This is a genomic window from Curtobacterium sp. MCBD17_008, from assembly GCF_003234475.1.
Lineage (GTDB): Bacteria > Actinomycetota > Actinomycetes > Actinomycetales > Microbacteriaceae > Curtobacterium.
Genome location: NZ_QKTK01000002.1, coordinates 177849 through 194638, shown reverse-complemented (window position 1 = coordinate 194638; position 16790 = coordinate 177849). Strand labels below are relative to the sequence as shown.

Annotated in this window: 13 protein-coding genes and 1 tRNA gene; 1 reads left to right on the top strand and 13 read right to left on the bottom strand. The window is 72.2% G+C overall.

What is annotated here, in order from left to right; all coding sequences use genetic code 11:
* Positions 1-267 precede the first annotated feature (267 nt).
* From DEI95_RS02740 to DEI95_RS16885, 8 genes are all read right to left on the bottom strand, one after another.
* The gene (locus tag DEI95_RS02740; protein WP_181419411.1) at positions 268-1590 is read right to left on the bottom strand and encodes a threonine/serine exporter family protein; all 1323 of its coding nucleotides are present in this window, start codon (positions 1588-1590) and stop codon (positions 268-270) included.
* A gap of 108 nt (positions 1591-1698) precedes the next feature.
* Positions 1699-1772, bottom strand: a tRNA-Leu gene (locus DEI95_RS02735).
* Between the two features lie 95 nt (positions 1773-1867).
* The gene (locus DEI95_RS02730; protein ID WP_111059309.1) at positions 1868-3340 is read right to left on the bottom strand and encodes an NAD(P)/FAD-dependent oxidoreductase; all 1473 of its coding nucleotides are present in this window, start codon (positions 3338-3340) and stop codon (positions 1868-1870) included.
* Positions 3341-3383: 43 nt separating this feature from the next.
* Positions 3384-3932 carry a DUF501 domain-containing protein gene (locus DEI95_RS02725; RefSeq protein WP_110823620.1) on the bottom strand — a complete coding sequence of 183 codons (549 nt, stop codon included), beginning with the start codon at positions 3930-3932 and terminating at the stop codon, positions 3384-3386.
* A gap of 36 nt (positions 3933-3968) precedes the next feature.
* Positions 3969-4544: a septum formation initiator family protein gene (locus tag DEI95_RS02720; RefSeq protein WP_111059389.1), complete on the bottom strand. Its 576-nt coding sequence runs from the start codon at positions 4542-4544 to the stop codon at positions 3969-3971.
* Between the two features lie 557 nt (positions 4545-5101).
* A complete protein-coding gene (eno, locus tag DEI95_RS02715) occupies positions 5102-6385 on the bottom strand; it encodes a phosphopyruvate hydratase (protein WP_110890349.1) in 1284 nt (427 codons plus the stop codon).
* Positions 6386-6484: 99 nt separating this feature from the next.
* A complete protein-coding gene (gene hisS, locus DEI95_RS02710; protein WP_111059308.1) occupies positions 6485-7729 on the bottom strand; it encodes a histidine--tRNA ligase in 1245 nt (414 codons plus the stop codon).
* A 216-nt stretch (positions 7730-7945) separates the two neighbouring features.
* A complete protein-coding gene (locus DEI95_RS16885; RefSeq protein ID WP_258367418.1) occupies positions 7946-8896 on the bottom strand; it encodes a MazG family protein in 951 nt (316 codons plus the stop codon).
* 127 nt (positions 8897-9023) lie between these two features.
* Between DEI95_RS16885 and nhaA the strand changes: the two genes are divergently transcribed.
* Positions 9024-10202, top strand: a complete 1179-nt coding sequence (gene nhaA / locus DEI95_RS02700) for a Na+/H+ antiporter NhaA (protein WP_111059307.1) — start codon at positions 9024-9026, stop codon at positions 10200-10202.
* Between the two features lie 100 nt (positions 10203-10302).
* Here the strand turns inward: nhaA and mfd are convergent, their stop codons facing one another.
* The 5 genes from mfd to DEI95_RS02675 form a co-directional block, all read right to left on the bottom strand.
* Positions 10303-13896: a transcription-repair coupling factor gene (gene mfd, locus DEI95_RS02695; protein WP_111059306.1), complete on the bottom strand. Its 3594-nt coding sequence runs from the start codon at positions 13894-13896 to the stop codon at positions 10303-10305.
* Positions 13897-14000: 104 nt separating this feature from the next.
* Entirely contained in the window at positions 14001-14186 is a 186-nt protein-coding gene (locus DEI95_RS02690; RefSeq protein ID WP_110890354.1) for a hypothetical protein, read from the bottom strand.
* A complete protein-coding gene (gene pth / locus DEI95_RS02685) occupies positions 14186-14770 on the bottom strand; it encodes an aminoacyl-tRNA hydrolase (RefSeq protein WP_110823613.1) in 585 nt (194 codons plus the stop codon). The genes DEI95_RS02690 and pth overlap by 1 nt, the downstream gene beginning before the upstream one ends.
* A gap of 27 nt (positions 14771-14797) precedes the next feature.
* Positions 14798-15436 carry a 50S ribosomal protein L25/general stress protein Ctc gene (locus DEI95_RS02680; protein WP_110890355.1) on the bottom strand — a complete coding sequence of 213 codons (639 nt, stop codon included), beginning with the start codon at positions 15434-15436 and terminating at the stop codon, positions 14798-14800.
* Positions 15437-15807: 371 nt separating this feature from the next.
* Entirely contained in the window at positions 15808-16782 is a 975-nt protein-coding gene (locus DEI95_RS02675; protein WP_111059305.1) for a hypothetical protein, read from the bottom strand.
* Positions 16783-16790 lie beyond the last annotated feature (8 nt).

The window sequence follows — 16790 nt, the reverse complement described above, 5'->3', positions numbered from 1 at the left end:
CGGATGCGACCGGCGGGGAGGCCGCATGCTCCGCACGGAGCGGCAACCGGTCCGACAGCGACAGGCACGCGTCGGCCGGGAGGCCCGCACACGCCGTATGGACCGGGCACCGGTCCGACAGTGACCGGCACGGCGTCGGCCGGGAAGCCCACCACGCGCAGTCCGCTCACTCGTCCTGCGGGCGGAGACCGAGCCTCCAGAACGGGACGACGTGCCCCGGTCGTGTGACGCCAGGTGGTCCCGGCGCCGGCTGCCGGATCCCCTCGGTCAGTGGGTCGGTGCGGACCGGGCGAACAGGCCGGGCAGCAGCCCGCCGATCTTCGTCCCGACACAGAGACTGACGAAGGTCGCGAGCGGCGTCGCGAGCGCGGCGGCGTCGAACGTCGCGACCGCGACCAGCCCGACCGTGCCGGGCACGAGCAGCAGGAACGCCGGCCGGAACGACACGGTCGCCGGCACCACCGGGACGATGCGTTCGAGGACACGCGTCGCGACGAACAGCAGCGCCGCGGCGAGGCCCGTCGCGACGACGCTGCCGCTGAGCGGCGTGAGCAACGACACGACGGCGTAGGCGGTGACCATGACGACGACCGACGCCGCCGTCAGGCGCCACCCGGATCCGAAGACGAGGCTGATGCCGGTCGCGAGGACCACCACGGCGACCCACGACGCCCAGAGCGCCGGGACGGCCTCCCAGCCGGGTCGGTCGGTGCCGATGCCCGCGACCTCGCCGACGAGTGCCGCCGAGGTCGGGTCGATGCGGAGGCCGGTCACCGTGCTCCCCGCCGCGATCCCGGCGGCCATGAAGCCGAGCATGATGAGCCCCTGCATGAGCCGGGCCGACCCCGTGACGATGTCGGCGGCGGTGAGTTCGAGCAGGGCGTTCGTGATGAGTGCTCCGGGCACGAACACCGCGACCGGCGCGCACACGGCGTACAGCGGGACGTGGTCGAAGCCCGTGCCGGCGGCGACGAGTCCGACGACGGCCGTCGAGCAGAAGGCCGCGAGGAACGGCACGACGGCCACGGCCTCACGGAAGCGCCGGAGCAGCAGACCGATGACCCCCACGAGCGCCCCGACCACCAGCGCGAGGAGGACCGCCCACCACGGGCACCGGAAGACGACCGCGAGCCCGGCGGAGGTCAGTGCGTTGCCGAGCACCCACGGCAGCGGGGCCGGTGGTCGCGTGCCCTGGCGGATGCTCCGGACCCGGGCGGGGATCTCGGCGAGGGCGATCGCGCCGCGCTCCAGACCGAGCACCAGGCGGTTCGCGCGGGCGGACTGGCGGAACGAGAGCTCGATGCCCTCGGCGTTGACGATCGTCGCGGCGCCCGTCGCGGTCTCGCTGACGATGACGAGCGCGGGCAGCACCCCGATGGCGAGGCCGTTGCCGACACCCGCTGCGTCGCGGGCCTTCTCGAGCGCTGAGCGGACGTCGGTGACCGAGCTGCCGGCGTCGAGGAGCAGGGCGCCGAGCGTGCCGAGCAGCATGCCGACGGGGACCGTCTCGCCGTCGATGACCTCGACGTGGGCCTCGGGGCGCCGGAGCGCGTCCCGGAGGTTCGTCAGCGCGCTCCCGATCCCGACCACCTGGTCAGCGTAACGAGTACGGCGGGCGTGCCGTCCGGTCTCCGTACCCCCGGAGGGACTCGAACCCTCATCTCGGCGATGTTGAGTCGGATGCCCGTCCGGTCTCCGTACCCCCGGAGGGACTCGAACCCTCATCTCGGCGATTTTAAGTCGCATGCCTCTACCGATTGGGCCACGGGGGCGCACGGCGACGGGCGGCCGCGCCGGGACAGCCTACCGACGCCGGAGGGCGGCCACCCGTCGGGTGACCGCCCTCTCGACAGCGGGTGTGCGCTGCCTACTCGGTCTTGGCGGACTCGCCGGCGCCGACGGGCTCGGCGGCCTTCGAGACGTCCTCGGCGGGCGTGGCGTACGCGGGACCGGCAGCACCGGCGGGCTGACCCTCGGCCGGGGACTCGGCCTCCGGAGCGGCCTCGACGGCCGGCTTCGGGCGGGAGGCCCACGCCTCGAACGCGGCGCGGGGCGTCTCGCGGTCGTCGAGCGACACGATGTCGCGACCGAGGAAGAAGCCGGAGACCCAGTCGCCGACGACGCGGATCTTGCGCTCCCACGACGGCATGGCCAGACCGTGGTAGCCGCGGTGGGCGCCCCAGGCCAGGAAGCCCTTCATCGCGAACTTGCCGGACTGGAAGACACCGATGCCGAGACCGAGGCCGGCGACGGCACCGAGGTTCTCGTGCTTGTAGTCAACGGTCGCTTCGCCGCGCAGGGTCGCGACGAGGTTCTTCGCGAGCTGCTTGGCCTGACGGACCGCGTGCTGGGCGTTCGGCACGCACATGCCGCCGACGCCACCACCGGTGAGGTCCGGGACGGCCGCGACGTCACCGCAGGCCCAGGCGTCGGCGATGACCGTGCCCTCGTCGACGATGCGGAGGTCGGGCTGCACCGTGATGCGGCCGCGGGGCTCGAGCGGGAAGTCGGTGCCCTTGACCATCGGGTTCGCCATGACGCCGGCGGTCCAGATGATCAGGTCGGACTCGATGACCTCGATCGACTCGTCCTTGGCCTTGAGCTGGCAGACGCCACCGACGGCCGAGGCGAGCTGCGTCTCGAGGTGCACGGTGGCCCCGCGCTCGGCGAGGTTCTTGAGCACCCAGTGCGAGGTCTCGAGCGAGACCTCGGGCATGATGCGGCCCATCGCCTCGACGAGGTGGAAGTGCGTGTCCTCGAAGGCGATCTGCGGGTAGCTGCTGAGCAGGTCCGAGACGAAGGAGCGGAGCTCGGCGAAGACCTCGATACCGGCGAAGCCACCACCGACGACGACGACCGTGAGCAGACGCTGCCGCTCGGGGCCGGCCGGCAGGTTCGCTGCCTTGGCGAAGTTGGTGAGGATCTTGTCGCGGATCGCCGCGGCCTCTTCGATGGTCTTCAGGCCGATGGCCTCGTCCGCGACGCCCGGGATCGGGAACGTGCGCGAGACGGCGCCGGCGGTCATGACGATCTGGTCGTACGACTCCTGCCACGGCTCGCCGACCGCGGGGGTGATGGTCGCGGTCTTGTTCGCGTGGTCGACCCCGGTGACCTTCGCGGTGACGACGCGGGTCGACTTGAGGTGGCGGCGGTGCGAGACCACGGCGTGACGCGGTTCGATCGACCCGGCGGCGACCTCGGGGAGGAACGGCTGGTAGGTCATGTACGGCAGCGGGTCCACCATGACGACGTCGGCTTCGCCGTGGCGAAGGTGCTTCTCGAGCTTCCATGCGGTGTAGAAGCCGGCGTAGCCGCCGCCGACGACGAGGATCTTGGGCACGGTTGGTGATCTCCTTGGGGTGGTTGGAATGCTGGGCGGCTGGTCAGGACTCGCCGCCACCCACCCCGACTCCGGCGTCTGCATCCTCATCATAGGCCCGGCATTCGCACCGGGACGGCGACCAGTCCGCGCGCTCCAGCGCGAGGTCTCCGATGGGGTTGACGCCGGGTCCGGCGGCGAGGGCGTGCCCGACCAGTGCGTGCAGGCACTTCACACGGGTGGGCATGCCACCGGCGCTGATGCCCGCGATCTCCTCGACGTGCTCGATCGACTCGCGGTCGTCGAGGTACGCCTGGTGCGCGTGGCGGTACTGCTCAGCGGTGTCCGCGTCCTCGAGGAGGGCGGCCAGCTCGGGCATGACCTGGTTCGCCTCGAGGGTGCTGACCGCTGCGGTGGCTGCCGGGTGGCAGAGGTAGTAGAGCGTCGGGAACGGGGTGCCGTTGCCGAGGCGGGGCTTCGTGGACACGACCGTCGGGTTGCCGCAGACGCAGCGAGCAGCGATGCCGATCACGTCACGGGCGGGGCGTCCGAGCTGGGCGGTCACCACCTGCACGTCGTGCGCGGTCGGCGGGTCGAACGGAGGGGTCGTCACGGGCACGTGAGCCTACCCGACTCCGCGCGTCGGCCCCTACTCGGAGGACGAGCCGCTGTCCGTCCCGCGGTCGGTGTCGCTGCCGCTGCCGGCACCGGTGTCGCCGCGGCGCTCGAGTTCGTCGTCGGTCTCGTCCGACAGCCCGGACTCGAGGACGGACGAGAGCATCGACCGCACCCAGTCCACGTCCGGCGTCTGCACCGTCGAGCTGACCGGGGTGCCGGACTCGGTCCTCGGCGCCGGGGTGGCCGAAGCGCCGGCCTCGCTGCCCATCACCAGGTAGCTCTCCTCGCCCGGGTACACGTAGAGCAGGCGGTCGCGCGCCTGTGCCTCGATGTAAGCGGGGTCGTCCCAGCGCGCCACGTCGTGCTTCTTCTGCGCGACGTCGGCCTTCTGCGCCGCGACCTGCCGCTGCATGTCGGTGATCTGGTCCTGCTGCTGCACGAGCGTGCGGAGCGAGGGGGCGAGCACCACGACGAAGAGCACGATGATCGCGAGCATCAGCAAGCTGAACCCGGAGAAGTGCAGCGACCGGTACCACGGCTGTCCCGAGGTCGCTCCCTCGGGCATGGCCACGGGGACGCGGCGGACGCGGGGCTTCTGGCTGGGCACGACGACGACGATAACGCGGCCGTCGGGGCTCGGCATCCCGCCGCGCGCGCGTTGCGCACCCTCTCAGCGACGGCTGCCGACGCTGGAAGCGTCCCCGCGCCCCGCGCCTCCAGTCCGGCTCGGGTCCCCGAGACGCCCCCGCCGCGCTGAGACGCCGCCAGGCCGCCGAGACGCCGCCGAATCCGGGGGCGTCTCGCGCGCATCGCGGCGTCGTACGCAGACGGGGGCGTCTCGCTCCACCGACCTGAAGGCGCCGCCGGGGTCTGCAGGCTGGCTCAGGGGCCCAAGACGCCCTGGCCGCGCCGAATCGCCGCCACCTCGGCGAGACGCCGCCGAATTCGGAGGCGTCTCGCGCGCACCGCGGCGTCGTCCGCAGACGGGGGTGTCTCGCGCAGACGGGGCGTCCCGCGCAGACGGGAGGAACGGCTCGCGCAGACAGGGCGTCTCGCGCAGACGAGGCGGCTCGCGTGAGTCGGTGGCACGCGCGGACGGGTCCGTTCCGCGGAACGGCGAGACGCCGCCCTCCGGACGGAGGACGGCGTCTCGGGGGTGCTGGGTTACAGCGAAGCCGAACGCGGGAAGGCGGAGCGGCCGGCGTAGACCGCCGCGTCGCCGAGCTCTTCCTCGATGCGGAGCAGCTGGTTGTACTTGGCGACGCGGTCCGAGCGGGCCGGGGCGCCGGTCTTGATCTGACCACCGTCGACCGCGACCGCGATGTCCGCGATCGTGGTGTCCTCGGTCTCACCGGAGCGGTGCGACAGGATCGCGGTCATGCCGTGGCGGTGCGCGAGGGAGACCGCGTCGAGGGTCTCGGTCAGCGTGCCGATCTGGTTCACCTTGACCAGGATCGAGTTGCCGGCCTTCTCGTCGATGCCGCGCTGGAGCCGCGTCGGGTTGGTGACGAACAGGTCGTCGCCGACGATCTGCAGCTTCGAACCGAGCTCGGCGGTCAGGTGGGTCCAGCCCTCCCAGTCGTCCTCGGCCAGCGGGTCCTCGATCGTGGCGAGCGGGTAGTCACGGGCCAGGTCGACGAAGTACTGCGTGAACTCGGCGCTCGAGAGCTGCTTGCCCTCGAAGGAGTACTTGCCGTCGTGGAAGAACTCGGTGCTGGCGACGTCGAGGCCCAGCGCGATGTCCTTGCCCGGGGTGAAGCCGGCCTTCTCGATCGCCGCGAGGAGGAAGTCGAGCGCGGCGCGGTTCGAGGCGAGCTCCGGCGCGAAGCCGCCCTCGTCACCGAGGCCGGTCGCGAGGCCCTGCTTCTTCAGCTCGCCCTTGAGGGCGTGGTAGGTCTCGACGCCCCAGCGCAGGGCCTCCGAGAAGGACTCGGCGCCGTACGGCACCAGGAAGAACTCCTGGATGTCGACGTTGGTGTCGGCGTGCGCGCCGCCGTTGACGACGTTCATGAGCGGCACGGGGAGCGTGTGCGCGTTCGGGCCACCGAGGTAGCGGAACAGCGGCAGGTCGACCGAGTCGGCCGCGGCGCGGGCCACGGCGAGCGAGGCCCCGAGGATGGCGTTCGCGCCGAGGCGGGACTTGTTCTCGGTGCCGTCGAGCTCGATCAGCGCGGCGTCGACGAGACGCTGGTCGGTGGCGTCGAAGCCCTCGAGCGCCGGGCCGATCTCGTCGAGCACGGCCTCGACGGCCTTGAGCACGCCCTTGCCGCCGTACCGGGAGTCGTCGCCGTCGCGCAGCTCGTACGCTTCGAAGGCGCCGGTGGAGGCACCGGACGGGACGAGGGCGCGCGAGACGACACCGTCGTCGAGGAGGACCTCGACCTCGACCGTCGGGTTGCCTCGGGAATCGAGGACTTCGCGTGCGCCTACGGCATCGATCACTGCCACGGGGAACTCCCTGTCGTTGGGTTGTGGTGGTTGCGCTGTCGATCCTAGCGACGCCGCTGCACCGCGACGCCTGGCTGTGGATGACCGGGGGGGAGTCCGTCAGGCGAGCGGACGGAACTCCACGCCGTCGAGCGACGTGGTGTCGGTCCCGACGGTGGCGAACGAGCCGAAGCCCTGCTCCGCGAGTCCGGCGAGCAGGTTCTTCATGTTCTTCGTGCGCTTCTCGAGGCGGACGCGGTGGTGCGTGTCCAGCGCCTCGGCCTTCAGCGCGGCCAGCCGGACCGGGTCGACGTCCTTGTCGTACACGAGCACGACGGCGTCGGACTCGGCCGAACCGGGCAGCGACACGAGGTCCACGAGCCGCTCGAACCCGAGCGAGAACCCGACCGCCGGGACGTCCTGCCCGAGGAAGCGCCCGATCATGCCGTCGTAGCGGCCGCCGCCACCGAGGCTGTACCCGAAGTCGGGGTGCGCGACCTCGAAGATCGTGCCGGTGTAGTACCCCATGCCGCGGACGAGCGTCGGGTCGAAGCGGAGGTCGACGCCCGGGAGCGCCGCGCGCAGTCGCTCGAGGTCGTCGAACGCCTCGGCGTCGAGCCAGTCGGCACCGCGCACGCTGTCCCAGTCGGCGGACTCGAGCGCCCGGATCGTGTCGGCCGTGGCGGCGGGGTCGAGGCCGAGCGTGGTCCCGAGTTCCTCCGCGACGCCGACGGCCCCGATCTTGTCGAGCTTGTCGACCGTGATGAGAGCGCGGTCGGCTGCGGACTGCTCGGTGACCCCCCACGAGGCGAGGAGCGCGAGCAGGATGCGGCGGTCGTTGATCCGGATCGATGTGCCGACGATGCCGAGCGCGTCGAGCGCCGCGGTGGTCGCCCGGATGAGTTCGATCTCGGCGAGCTGCCCGGGCTCGCCCAGGACGTCGATGTCGCACTGCACGAACTGGCGGTAGCGCCCCTTCTGCGGACGCTCGGCACGCCACACGGGCGCGATCTGCACGGCACGGAACACGCTCGGCAGTTCGGCGCGGTGGGAGGCGTAGAACCGGGCGAGCGGGACGGTCAGGTCGAACCGCAGCCCGAGGTCGGCGAGGTCCAGCGGCGCGTCGGCCTGCCGCAGGTCCTCGGTGGTCAGCCCGCGGCGCATCACGGCGAAGGCCAGCTTCTCGTTGTCGCCACCGAGTCCGGAGTGGAGGCGGGCGGCGTCCTCGACGACCGGCGTCTCGATCTCGTCGAACCCGTGTCGCGCGTACACACCGCGGATGACGCCGAGCACGTGCTCCCGCCGGGCCTTGTCGGCGGGGAGGTGGTCTCGCATGCCCCTGGGGGCCGTCACGGTCGTCGCCATGCCGTCGATTCTCGCAGAGCACGACCGCCTCTTGCAGCAGCACGTGTCCGCTGATATTCTGCATCCAGAACCTCGGTCGGAGCGTGCCTGATCCGCGCGTCGGCCGGCAGCGGAGGCGGCGTGCTGCAAGCGCCTCCGCGGTTCGAGCGGGATCCCCTGTCGGCGTCGCTCCCTGGTGACGCCGTCTCCCGCTCGCGGGCGTCCTCCTTTTTCGGGTTAGGAGGACGCCCGCTCCTCGTCGTCCCCGCGGTCGTCTGCCCGGTCGTCTCGGCGGTCGTCCTGCTCGAGGCTGCGGCCCGCCACCTCGAGCATCGCCACCGCGGCTCGGAGACTCGCGATCGGGTCCAGGCCCTGTTCGTGCGCGACGGCCACCTCGGCGAGCATCCCGGCGCCCCAGGCCGCGTCGACCCGGGTCCCCGGCTGCTGCCCGGCAGCGGCGTCACCGGGGTCCGCGGCACCGGCGACGTCCGCAGCACCGACCGCGCCGGAGGCCGCCACTCCGTCGGCGACACCGGGAGCGTCGGCGACACCGGGAGCACCGGCGACACCGGGAGCACCGGGCGCTCCGGGAGCGACGGGGGCTCCGGGGACGTCGGCGGCAGCGGGATCCCCGCCGACACCGGGAGCGACGGGGGCACCGGTGACGGGATCGACCACCTCGAGCACGGCGCCGTCCGTCACGGAGGCCATCGCGGCGTGCAGGTCACCACGCTCCTCCAACCGCTCCAGGAGCTTCACGGCACGTTCGAGCGGCGGCATCGCCCGCGGCACGCCCGTGTACGCGCTCGTCCGCGACGACTTCTCGGCGGCCTTGGCGGCACGCCAGACCCGGATGACGTCCTCGACCGTGTGCGCTTCCTCGTCGCCGAAGACGTGCGGGTGGCGGCGCTGCATCTTCTCGCGCACGGAGTCGGCCACGTCGTCGAGGTCGAACCTGCCCTGCCGCGCGGCGATCCCCGCGTGCAACACCACCTGGTACAGGACGTCGCCCAGTTCCTCGCGGAGCTCGTCGTCGTCCCCGCCGTCGATCGCGTCGACGAGCTCGTAGGTCTCCTCGACGGCGTACCGGGCGAGGGTGGCGTGGGTCTGCTCGCGGTTCCAGACGCATCCGTGCTCGGGGTCGAGCAGGCGGTCCACGACGGCGACGAGTTCGGCAACGGCAGTCATGCCGCCATGCTGCCACCCGCGGCTCCGCGTGGATCGGGCTCCCGGGCCGTCCCGCTATCCTGGTGGAGGTGTGTCGGGAAGTCTGGTCGACGGTCCGTTCCCCGTACCCGATCTCCACCGGAGCCGCATGCCGTCCTTCGTCCGTTCGCCCCGTTTCAGCGCGATCGCCCTCCTCACCGCCGCCGTCCTCGGACTGGTCGTCGCCAACACCGCACTCGGCCCCGGTCTCGAGCGGGGCCTCGACTGGCACACCCCGTGGGGGGCGGTCGGCCTCGACCTCTCCATCGCCCACTGGGTCAGCGACGGCCTGCTCGCGGTCTTCTTCCTGTTGGTCGCCATCGAGCTGAAGCACGAGCTGGTCGCCGGCGAGCTCGCGAACCCGAAGACGGCCGTCGTCCCGGCCATCGCCGCGGTCGGCGGTGTGCTCGTGCCGGCGCTCGTCTACCTGCTCGTCACCGCCGGGACGCCGTACACCCACGGATGGCCGATCCCCACCGCGACCGACATCGCGTTCGCGCTCGGGGTCCTGGCGATGTTCGGGCGCGGGCTGCCCGCGACGATCCGGGTGTTCCTGCTCGCCCTCGCGGTCCTCGACGACCTGATCGCGATCGTCATCATCGCCCTCGTCTTCGCGCACGGCACGGACTTCCTCGCGCTCGGCGGAGCAGCGGTCCTGCTCGTGGTCTTCGCACTGCTCGGACGCCGGCTGCGCCCGGGCAGTGCCGCGCAGCCGTTCCTCGTCGTCGCGATGGTCCTCGTCGGCCTCGTCACGTGGTGGCTCGTGTACCACTCGGGTGTGCACGCGACCATCGCCGGTGTGGCCCTCGGGTTGGTCCTCCCCCGACGTCCGGGCGGCACCCTGCACGAGCAGGTCGAGCCGTGGTCGAACGCGATCGTGCTCCCCGTCTTCGCCTTCGTCTCCGCAGCGGTCGTGATCCCCGCCGTCGGCATCGGCGAACTCTCCCCGACGTTCTGGGCGGTCGTCCTGGCGCTGCCGGTCGGCAAGGTCATCGGCATCACCCTGTTCGGCGTCGTGGCCGGTCGGCTCTTCCGCGGACCGGGTCGGTCGACCCTCTCGGTCGGCTCCGTGATGACGGTCGGCGTGCTCGGCGGCATCGGCTTCACCGTGTCGCTGCTCATGAACGAACTGGCGTTCGCGGCGAACGAGGAGATCGTCGACGAGGGCGTCCTCGCGGTCCTCGTCGGGTCGGGCATCGCGATGGTCGCGTCCGCGGTCGTGGTGTCGGTGCGGGCGCGCCGGTACCGCCAGCGGCGCGAGCTGTCCGAGGCCGAAGCCACCGAGTAGCGCCGGCCCACGCACCGGCGCGACCACGTGACGGACGGGAGGCCCGGGACGGATCCGTCCCGGGCCTCCCGTCCGTCCGGTGGTCACCGGACGAGGACCGTCAGGCGGCCGACGCCTCCGCACGGGCGGGCGCACCGTAGACCGCGGTGAGGATGCTCTCCACCCAACCGATGAGGGCGTCGTCCGGCAGGGTCTCGCCGTGCGGCTTCGGCACCGGGATGCTCGCGGCGTCCTGCTGCGGGAACCAGCGTGCACCGGCGAACATCCGCTTGAGGCGGACCTGCGCCGAGTCGGCGAGTTCCTTGCCCGCCACCCGCAGGTTCGACCCCATGACGACCACGTCGGACAGGCCGACCTGCTGCGCCATCCGGCGGAGGCGTGACACCTCGATCAGCGTCAGCACGGCCTGCGGCGGGGTGCCGTACCGGTCGGTGAGCTCGTCGAGGACCATGTCGATCGCCTCGGGCTGCGCGGCCGGGGCCGACGCGGCGGAGAGCTTCTGGTACGCCTCGAGTCGGAGTCGCTCGGACTCGACGTAGTCCTCCGGGATGTGCGCGTCGACGGGGATCTCGAGCCGGAGCTCGGTCTGCCCCTCCGCCACGTCCCCGCGGAACTGCGACACCGCCTCGCCGATCATCCGCAGGTACAGGTCGAACCCGACGCCCGCGATGTGCCCGGACTGCTCGCCGCCGAGCAGGTTGCCGGCACCGCGGATCTCGAGGTCCTTCATCGCGACCTGCATGCCCGCGCCGAGCTCGTTGTTCGCCGCGATCGTCTCGAGGCGGTCCTGCGCGGTCTCGGACAGCGGCTTCTCGGCGTCGTACAGGAAGTACGCGTACCCGCGCTCGCGCCCACGACCGACACGGCCGCGGAGCTGGTGGAGCTGCGACAGGCCGTACTTGTCCGCCTTGTCGATGATGAGGGTGTTCGCGTTCGCGATGTCCAGACCGGTCTCGATGATCGTCGTGGACACGAGCACGTCGAACCGGCGCTCCCAGAAGTCGACCATGACCTGCTCGAGGGCCTGCTCGCCCATCTGCCCGTGCGCCACGGCGATGCGGGCGTCCGGCACGATCTCGGCCAGGTGCGACGCGACCGACTGGATGTCCTTCACGCGGTTGTGCACGTAGAACACCTGGCCCTCGCGGAGCATCTCGCGCTTGATCGCCGCGGCCACCTGCAGGTCCGACTGCGGTCCGACGAACGTGAGGATCGGGTGCCGGTCCTCCGGCGGGGTCGCGAGGGTCGACATCTCGCGGATGCCGGTCACCGCCATCTCGAGCGAGCGCGGGATCGGTGTCGCGGACATCGCCAGGACGTCGACGTTCGTCTTGAGCTTCTTGAGCTGGTCCTTGTGCTCGACACCGAAGCGCTGCTCCTCGTCGATGATGACGAGGCCGACGTCCTTGAACTGCACGCTCTGCGACAGGATCCGGTGCGTGCCGATGACGACGTCGACGGTGCCGTCGGCGAGGCCCGCGAGGGTCTCCTTCGTCTCCTTCTCGGTCTGGAACCGGCTCAGGGCGCGCAGGTTCACCGGGAACCCGGCGAACCGCTCTTGGAACGTCTCCATGTGCTGGCGGACGAGCAGTGTCGTCGGGACGAGCACGGCGACCTGCTTGCCGTCCTGCACCGCCTTGAACGCGGCGCGGATCGCGACCTCGGTCTTGCCGTAGCCGACGTCTCCGGAGAGCAGCCGGTCCATCGGGATCGGGCTCTCCATGTCGCGCTTGATCTCGTCGATGGTCGTCAGCTGGTCGACGGTCTCCGCGAAGGGGAACGCCTCCTCCAGCTCGCGCTGCCACGGGGTGTCCGGCCCGAACGCGTGCCCCTTCGACGCCATACGGGCGGAGTACAGCTTCACGAGGTCCACCGCGATGTCGCGCACGGCCTTGCGCGCCTTCGACTTCGCGGCCGACCAGTCCGAGCCGCCCATCTTCGACAGGGTCGGGTTCTCGCCGCCGACGTACCGGGACAGCTGGTCGAGCTGGTCAGTCGGCACGAAGAGCTTGTCGCCGGGGTAGTTCCGCTTCGAGGGCGCGTACTCGAGCACCAGGTACTCACGCTGCTGCTTGACGGCGTTCCGGCCGCCGGAACTGACCTCCCTGCTGACCAGTTCCACGAACTTGCCGATGCCGTGCGTGGCGTGCACGACGACGTCGCCCGGCTTCAGCTGCAGCGGGTCGACGACGTTCTTGCGCCGGCTCGCGAGCTTCTTGACGGTGCGGGCGCCCTGCTGGACGCTGCGGCCGTAGAACTCGGCCTCGCTGAGGAGCGCGATGCGCGGGTCCGCGACGGCGAAGCCGTGCTCGACGCTGGCCGTCGTGACGATGGCGACGCCCGGCTCGGGAGGCCCGTCCAGCGTCTCGGCGCGCGCGGCCACCCCGGCGTCGGCGAGCACCTGCACCGCACGTTCGACGAGACCCTGGCCCTGGGCCGTCACGACGACGGCCCACTGGTCGTCGGTCAGCGCCTTGACGTGGGCGACCGCACCGTCCGCACTCCCGGCGAAGCTCGGGATCGCCTCGCCCGGGACGCGGATGTACTCCCCCGCCTCGGCGGCCGCGTCGGCGTCGCTCAGCGGTTCGTCGGCGCCGGAGTCGAACGGCGACACCGTCCACCACGTGCGCTGCCCGCGGGTGTTCTTCAGCTGCTGGACCGTGAGGAAGTTGCCCGCGTCGAGGTCGATGGGCGCCTGGGCACCCGCCACGGCCGCGCTCCACGCCGCCTGCAGGAACTCCTGGTTCGTCTCGGCCAGGCTGTGCGCGCGACCGCTCACCCGCTCCGGCGAGAAGACCGCGATCGTCGCTTCCTCGGGCAGGTACTCCGTCACCGGCACGAGCTTGCGGACCAGCGCCGGGGCGAGGGACTCCATGCCCTCGACGGGGATCCCCTCGGACACCTTCGCGAGCATCTGCGACAGGTTCGGGAACTCGTGGAGCATCTCGCGCGCCCGCTGTCGGACGTCGTCGCTCAGGAGCAGTTCGCGTGATGCGGTGAGCTCCACCGCGTCGAGGTCGTCGTCCGTGGACCGCTGGTCGGCGACCGAGAACGCCTTGATGCCCTCGATCTCGTCACCGAAGAAGTCGACGCGGACGGGGTGGTCGGCCGTCGGCGGGAAGACGTCGAGGATGCCGCCGCGGACGGCGAACTCCCCGCGGCGGGTGACGAGGTCCACCCGGGCGTACGCGAGGTCGACGAGCTGTGCGGCGATCGCGCCGAGGTCGTTGCCCCGCGACGCACTCCGCAGCACGACCGGAGCGAGCTCGGTCAGGTTGTCGGCGATCGGTTGGAGCGCTGCCCGGACGCTCGCGACCACGACGGTCGTCCGGCGCTCCGCGGCAGGGGCGTCCTGCCACCGCTGCAGTGCGCGGAGGGTCGCGATGCGGGTGCCGACGGTCTGCGGGCTCGGGCTGAGACGCTCGTGCGGCAGGGTCTCCCACGCCGGGAACTCGAGCACGTCCGCGTCGGGGACGGTGCAGCTGAGGGCGTCACGGACGGCTTCGGCCTCCCGCCCGGTCGCGGTGATGACGAAGGCGCACTGCGGACCCGAGCGCTCGGCCAGCAGGGCGGCGAACAGGGGCACGCGCAGGCCGTCGACCACCGAGAAGTCGGCGTCGCGAGGAGCGGCACGGAGCGCACGATCGAAGGAGGAGGCGCGCGAGAGCGCAGGGATGAGGCCCGAGATCGTCACTCACACGATGGTACCGGCGGCCCCCGACAGCGGTCGCGGCGTGCGCGACGGGCGAACAGGAGGCGCGTGGCGGAGCCGGGGCGGGCCTCCCGGCCGGTTCCGGCTCAGGAGCTGCCCGGCTCCAGGTCGTCCGGCGGCGGCGTCGGCTCGCCCTCGCGCGCCTGCTCGGCCGCGCGGCGACCGAGGAAGCGCGCCGTCCCGACGAGCGCGATGCCCATGACCGAGACGACGACGAGCGCGGCCGTGGCGAACGGGTTCGTCGCGAGCACGACGGCGGCGACGGCGTTCATCAGGCCGGGGCGTGGAAGCGCTGCTGCGCGGCGAGCAGGCCGTCGGTCACGATCGCCTCGACGGCGTCGGCCGCGTCGGCGAGGAGGTTCGGCAGCGCCTTCTTCTCGGCGGCGGAGAAGTCACGCAGCACGTAGTCGGCCGGGTCCTGACGGCCGGGCGGGCGTCCGATGCCGACCCGCACGCGGGCGAACTCGTTCGTGTTCGTCGCCTTGATGACGTCGCGGATGCCGTTGTGCCCGCCGTGGCCACCGTTGCCCTTGAGCTTCACGGAGTCGAACGGCAGGTCGAGCTCGTCGTGGACCAGGATCAGGTCCGCCGGCGGCACGCTGTAGAACCCGAGGACGGCGGAGACCGGACCGCCGGACGTGTTCATGAACGACCCGGGCTTCGCGAGGACGAGCTTCGGCCCCCCCGGTACGAGGCGCCCCTCGGCGACCTGGTTCGGGGTCTTGTGCTTCCTGAACGTGGCACCCATCCGGGCGGCCAGTTCGTCGAGGACCATCTGGCCGACGTTGTGACGGTTGCCCGCGTAGTCGGGCCCGGGGTTCCCGAGCCCGACCACCACGAACGTGCGCTCCGCCATCAGCGTCGGCCAGACGTCGTCGTCGTCTTACTCGGAGTCGGCGTCGGCCGGGGCGGAGCCGCCCTCGGTGCCGGCCTCGGCGCCCGCCTCGGCAGCGGCCTCGTCGGCGGCGTCGTCGTCAGCGGTGCCACGCGGGGTGACGATCTGGACGACGAGCGACTCGGCGTCGGTCTCGAGCTCGGCACCGGCCGGGAGCTGCAGGTCGGACGCGTGGACCTGCGCACCGTCCTCGAGGCCCTCGACGTCCACGACGACGTGCTCGGGGATGTCGGTCGCCTCGACGAGCAGGGAGACGCTCGCCAGGTCCTGCACGTGGATGGTGCCGGCGAAGGACTCGCCCTCGATGACGACGGGCACGTCGACCGTGACCTTCTCGCCACGACGCACGACGACGAGGTCGATGTGCTCGATGATCTGACGCACCGGGTCACGCTGGACGTCCTTGACGAGGGCGAGCTGGGCAGCACCCTCGATGTCGAGGTCCACGACCGCGTTGGCGGTACGGACGAGGAGCATCGTCTCGTGGCCCGGCAGGCTGATGTGCTGCGGCTCGGTGCCGTGGCCGTAGACGACGGCGGGGATCTTGTCGGCGGCGCGGAGCTTGCGGGCCGCACCCTTGCCGAACTTGGTGCGGACTTCCGCTGCGAGCTTGGTGTAGTCAGCCATGATGCCTCCTGGTGTCGGGGACGACGCCGGAGTGCCGGCATCGGGGGGTCTGTGGTGTTGCAACTCGAACGCGTGCACGCGTGAGGAACGTTCCCAGGGCTGGCCGGGTCTCCCACCGCGTCGATCACGGCCGCTTGCGCGGCCCTCGCCGAAGTCAGTCACCGATCCTAGCAGGGCCTCCGGGCGTGTCGCACCGTCTCGCACACGGCGTCCGGCCGGGAGGCCCGGCACCGGTCGTGCGTGGACCTCGCGTCCCGGGCGCGCGGCCGACGTCGACACGGTGTCGGCCGTCCCGACGGCCGCGGGCCGGCGGCAGCTCCCCCCAGGTGCAGCTGCCGACGGCCCGATGCGTCCGCGCCGAGTGGCCGGGGTCAGCGGACGCCGGCCGGCGCCTCCGGAGCGAGCCGCCGGATCGCCTGCTCCACCCGCCTGTCCACGGCCGCCTGGTCGCGGGAACCCGCCGCGAGCACCGCTGCGTCGGACGCCGTCACGCGGAGCAGCCGCCGCCACTCCGCGTCGTACAGCGCCCGGCGGTAGCCGGTGGACGCCTGGCAGGCCACGTCCTGCTCCGCGAGCCGGACCTCGGCGCGCGGGACGTCCTCGTCGTCCACGTCCGTGATCCAGTCGACGGCGCGCATCGACGCGGTCGGCATCCCCGACGGGTCGGCCGGAAGACCCCCGGCCACCGGACCGACGGCGGCGTCCGCGAGGCAGGACCGCCAGTCGGCAGCTGCGGCGACGACCGCCGGGTCCGACCGCGCCGCCACCGCTGCCAGGTAGGTGAGCCGCTTCGCGACCTGCGCGGCCGCGTCCTTCGACCCGTCGTCCCCCGTGCCGAGCGTCGCCCGCGCCTGCCGGATGCACCGCGCGGCGGTCCCCGCCGGGAGTGCGTCGAACGCCGCGTTGCGCTCCGTGGAGAAGCCCCACCGCCGGAAGCCCTCGTTGTTCGCGCCGGCGAGGGACGGACCGCGGTACCCCCGCGCGGAGGCTTCGTCGGCGGTCATCGGTCGGGTCTCGGCGAGCGCCGGCGCGGGGTTCCCTCGTGCAGCGGTCTCGTGCGCGGCGTCCTCGGCGCGGAGGCCCGCGGCCGTCGCCCACGGGGGCGGGTCGTCGATCCCGGCCGCCCGGAGGCACGGCTGCTCGACGAGGCTCTCGGCGTACGAGGCCGGCCCCCACGAGAGCACGTACCCGTCGAGGGGCATCGTCCACGCCGCGACGTCCTTCGTGGTCGTCGGTCGGACGGCATGGTCGACGGGCTCCGGCAGGCCGTGCAGGACGGCTGCGCCGAGACCGGCCACGACGAGGACGAGGGTGCCGGTCTTCGCGGCCCTGGTGGTGATGCGCATGGTTCCCC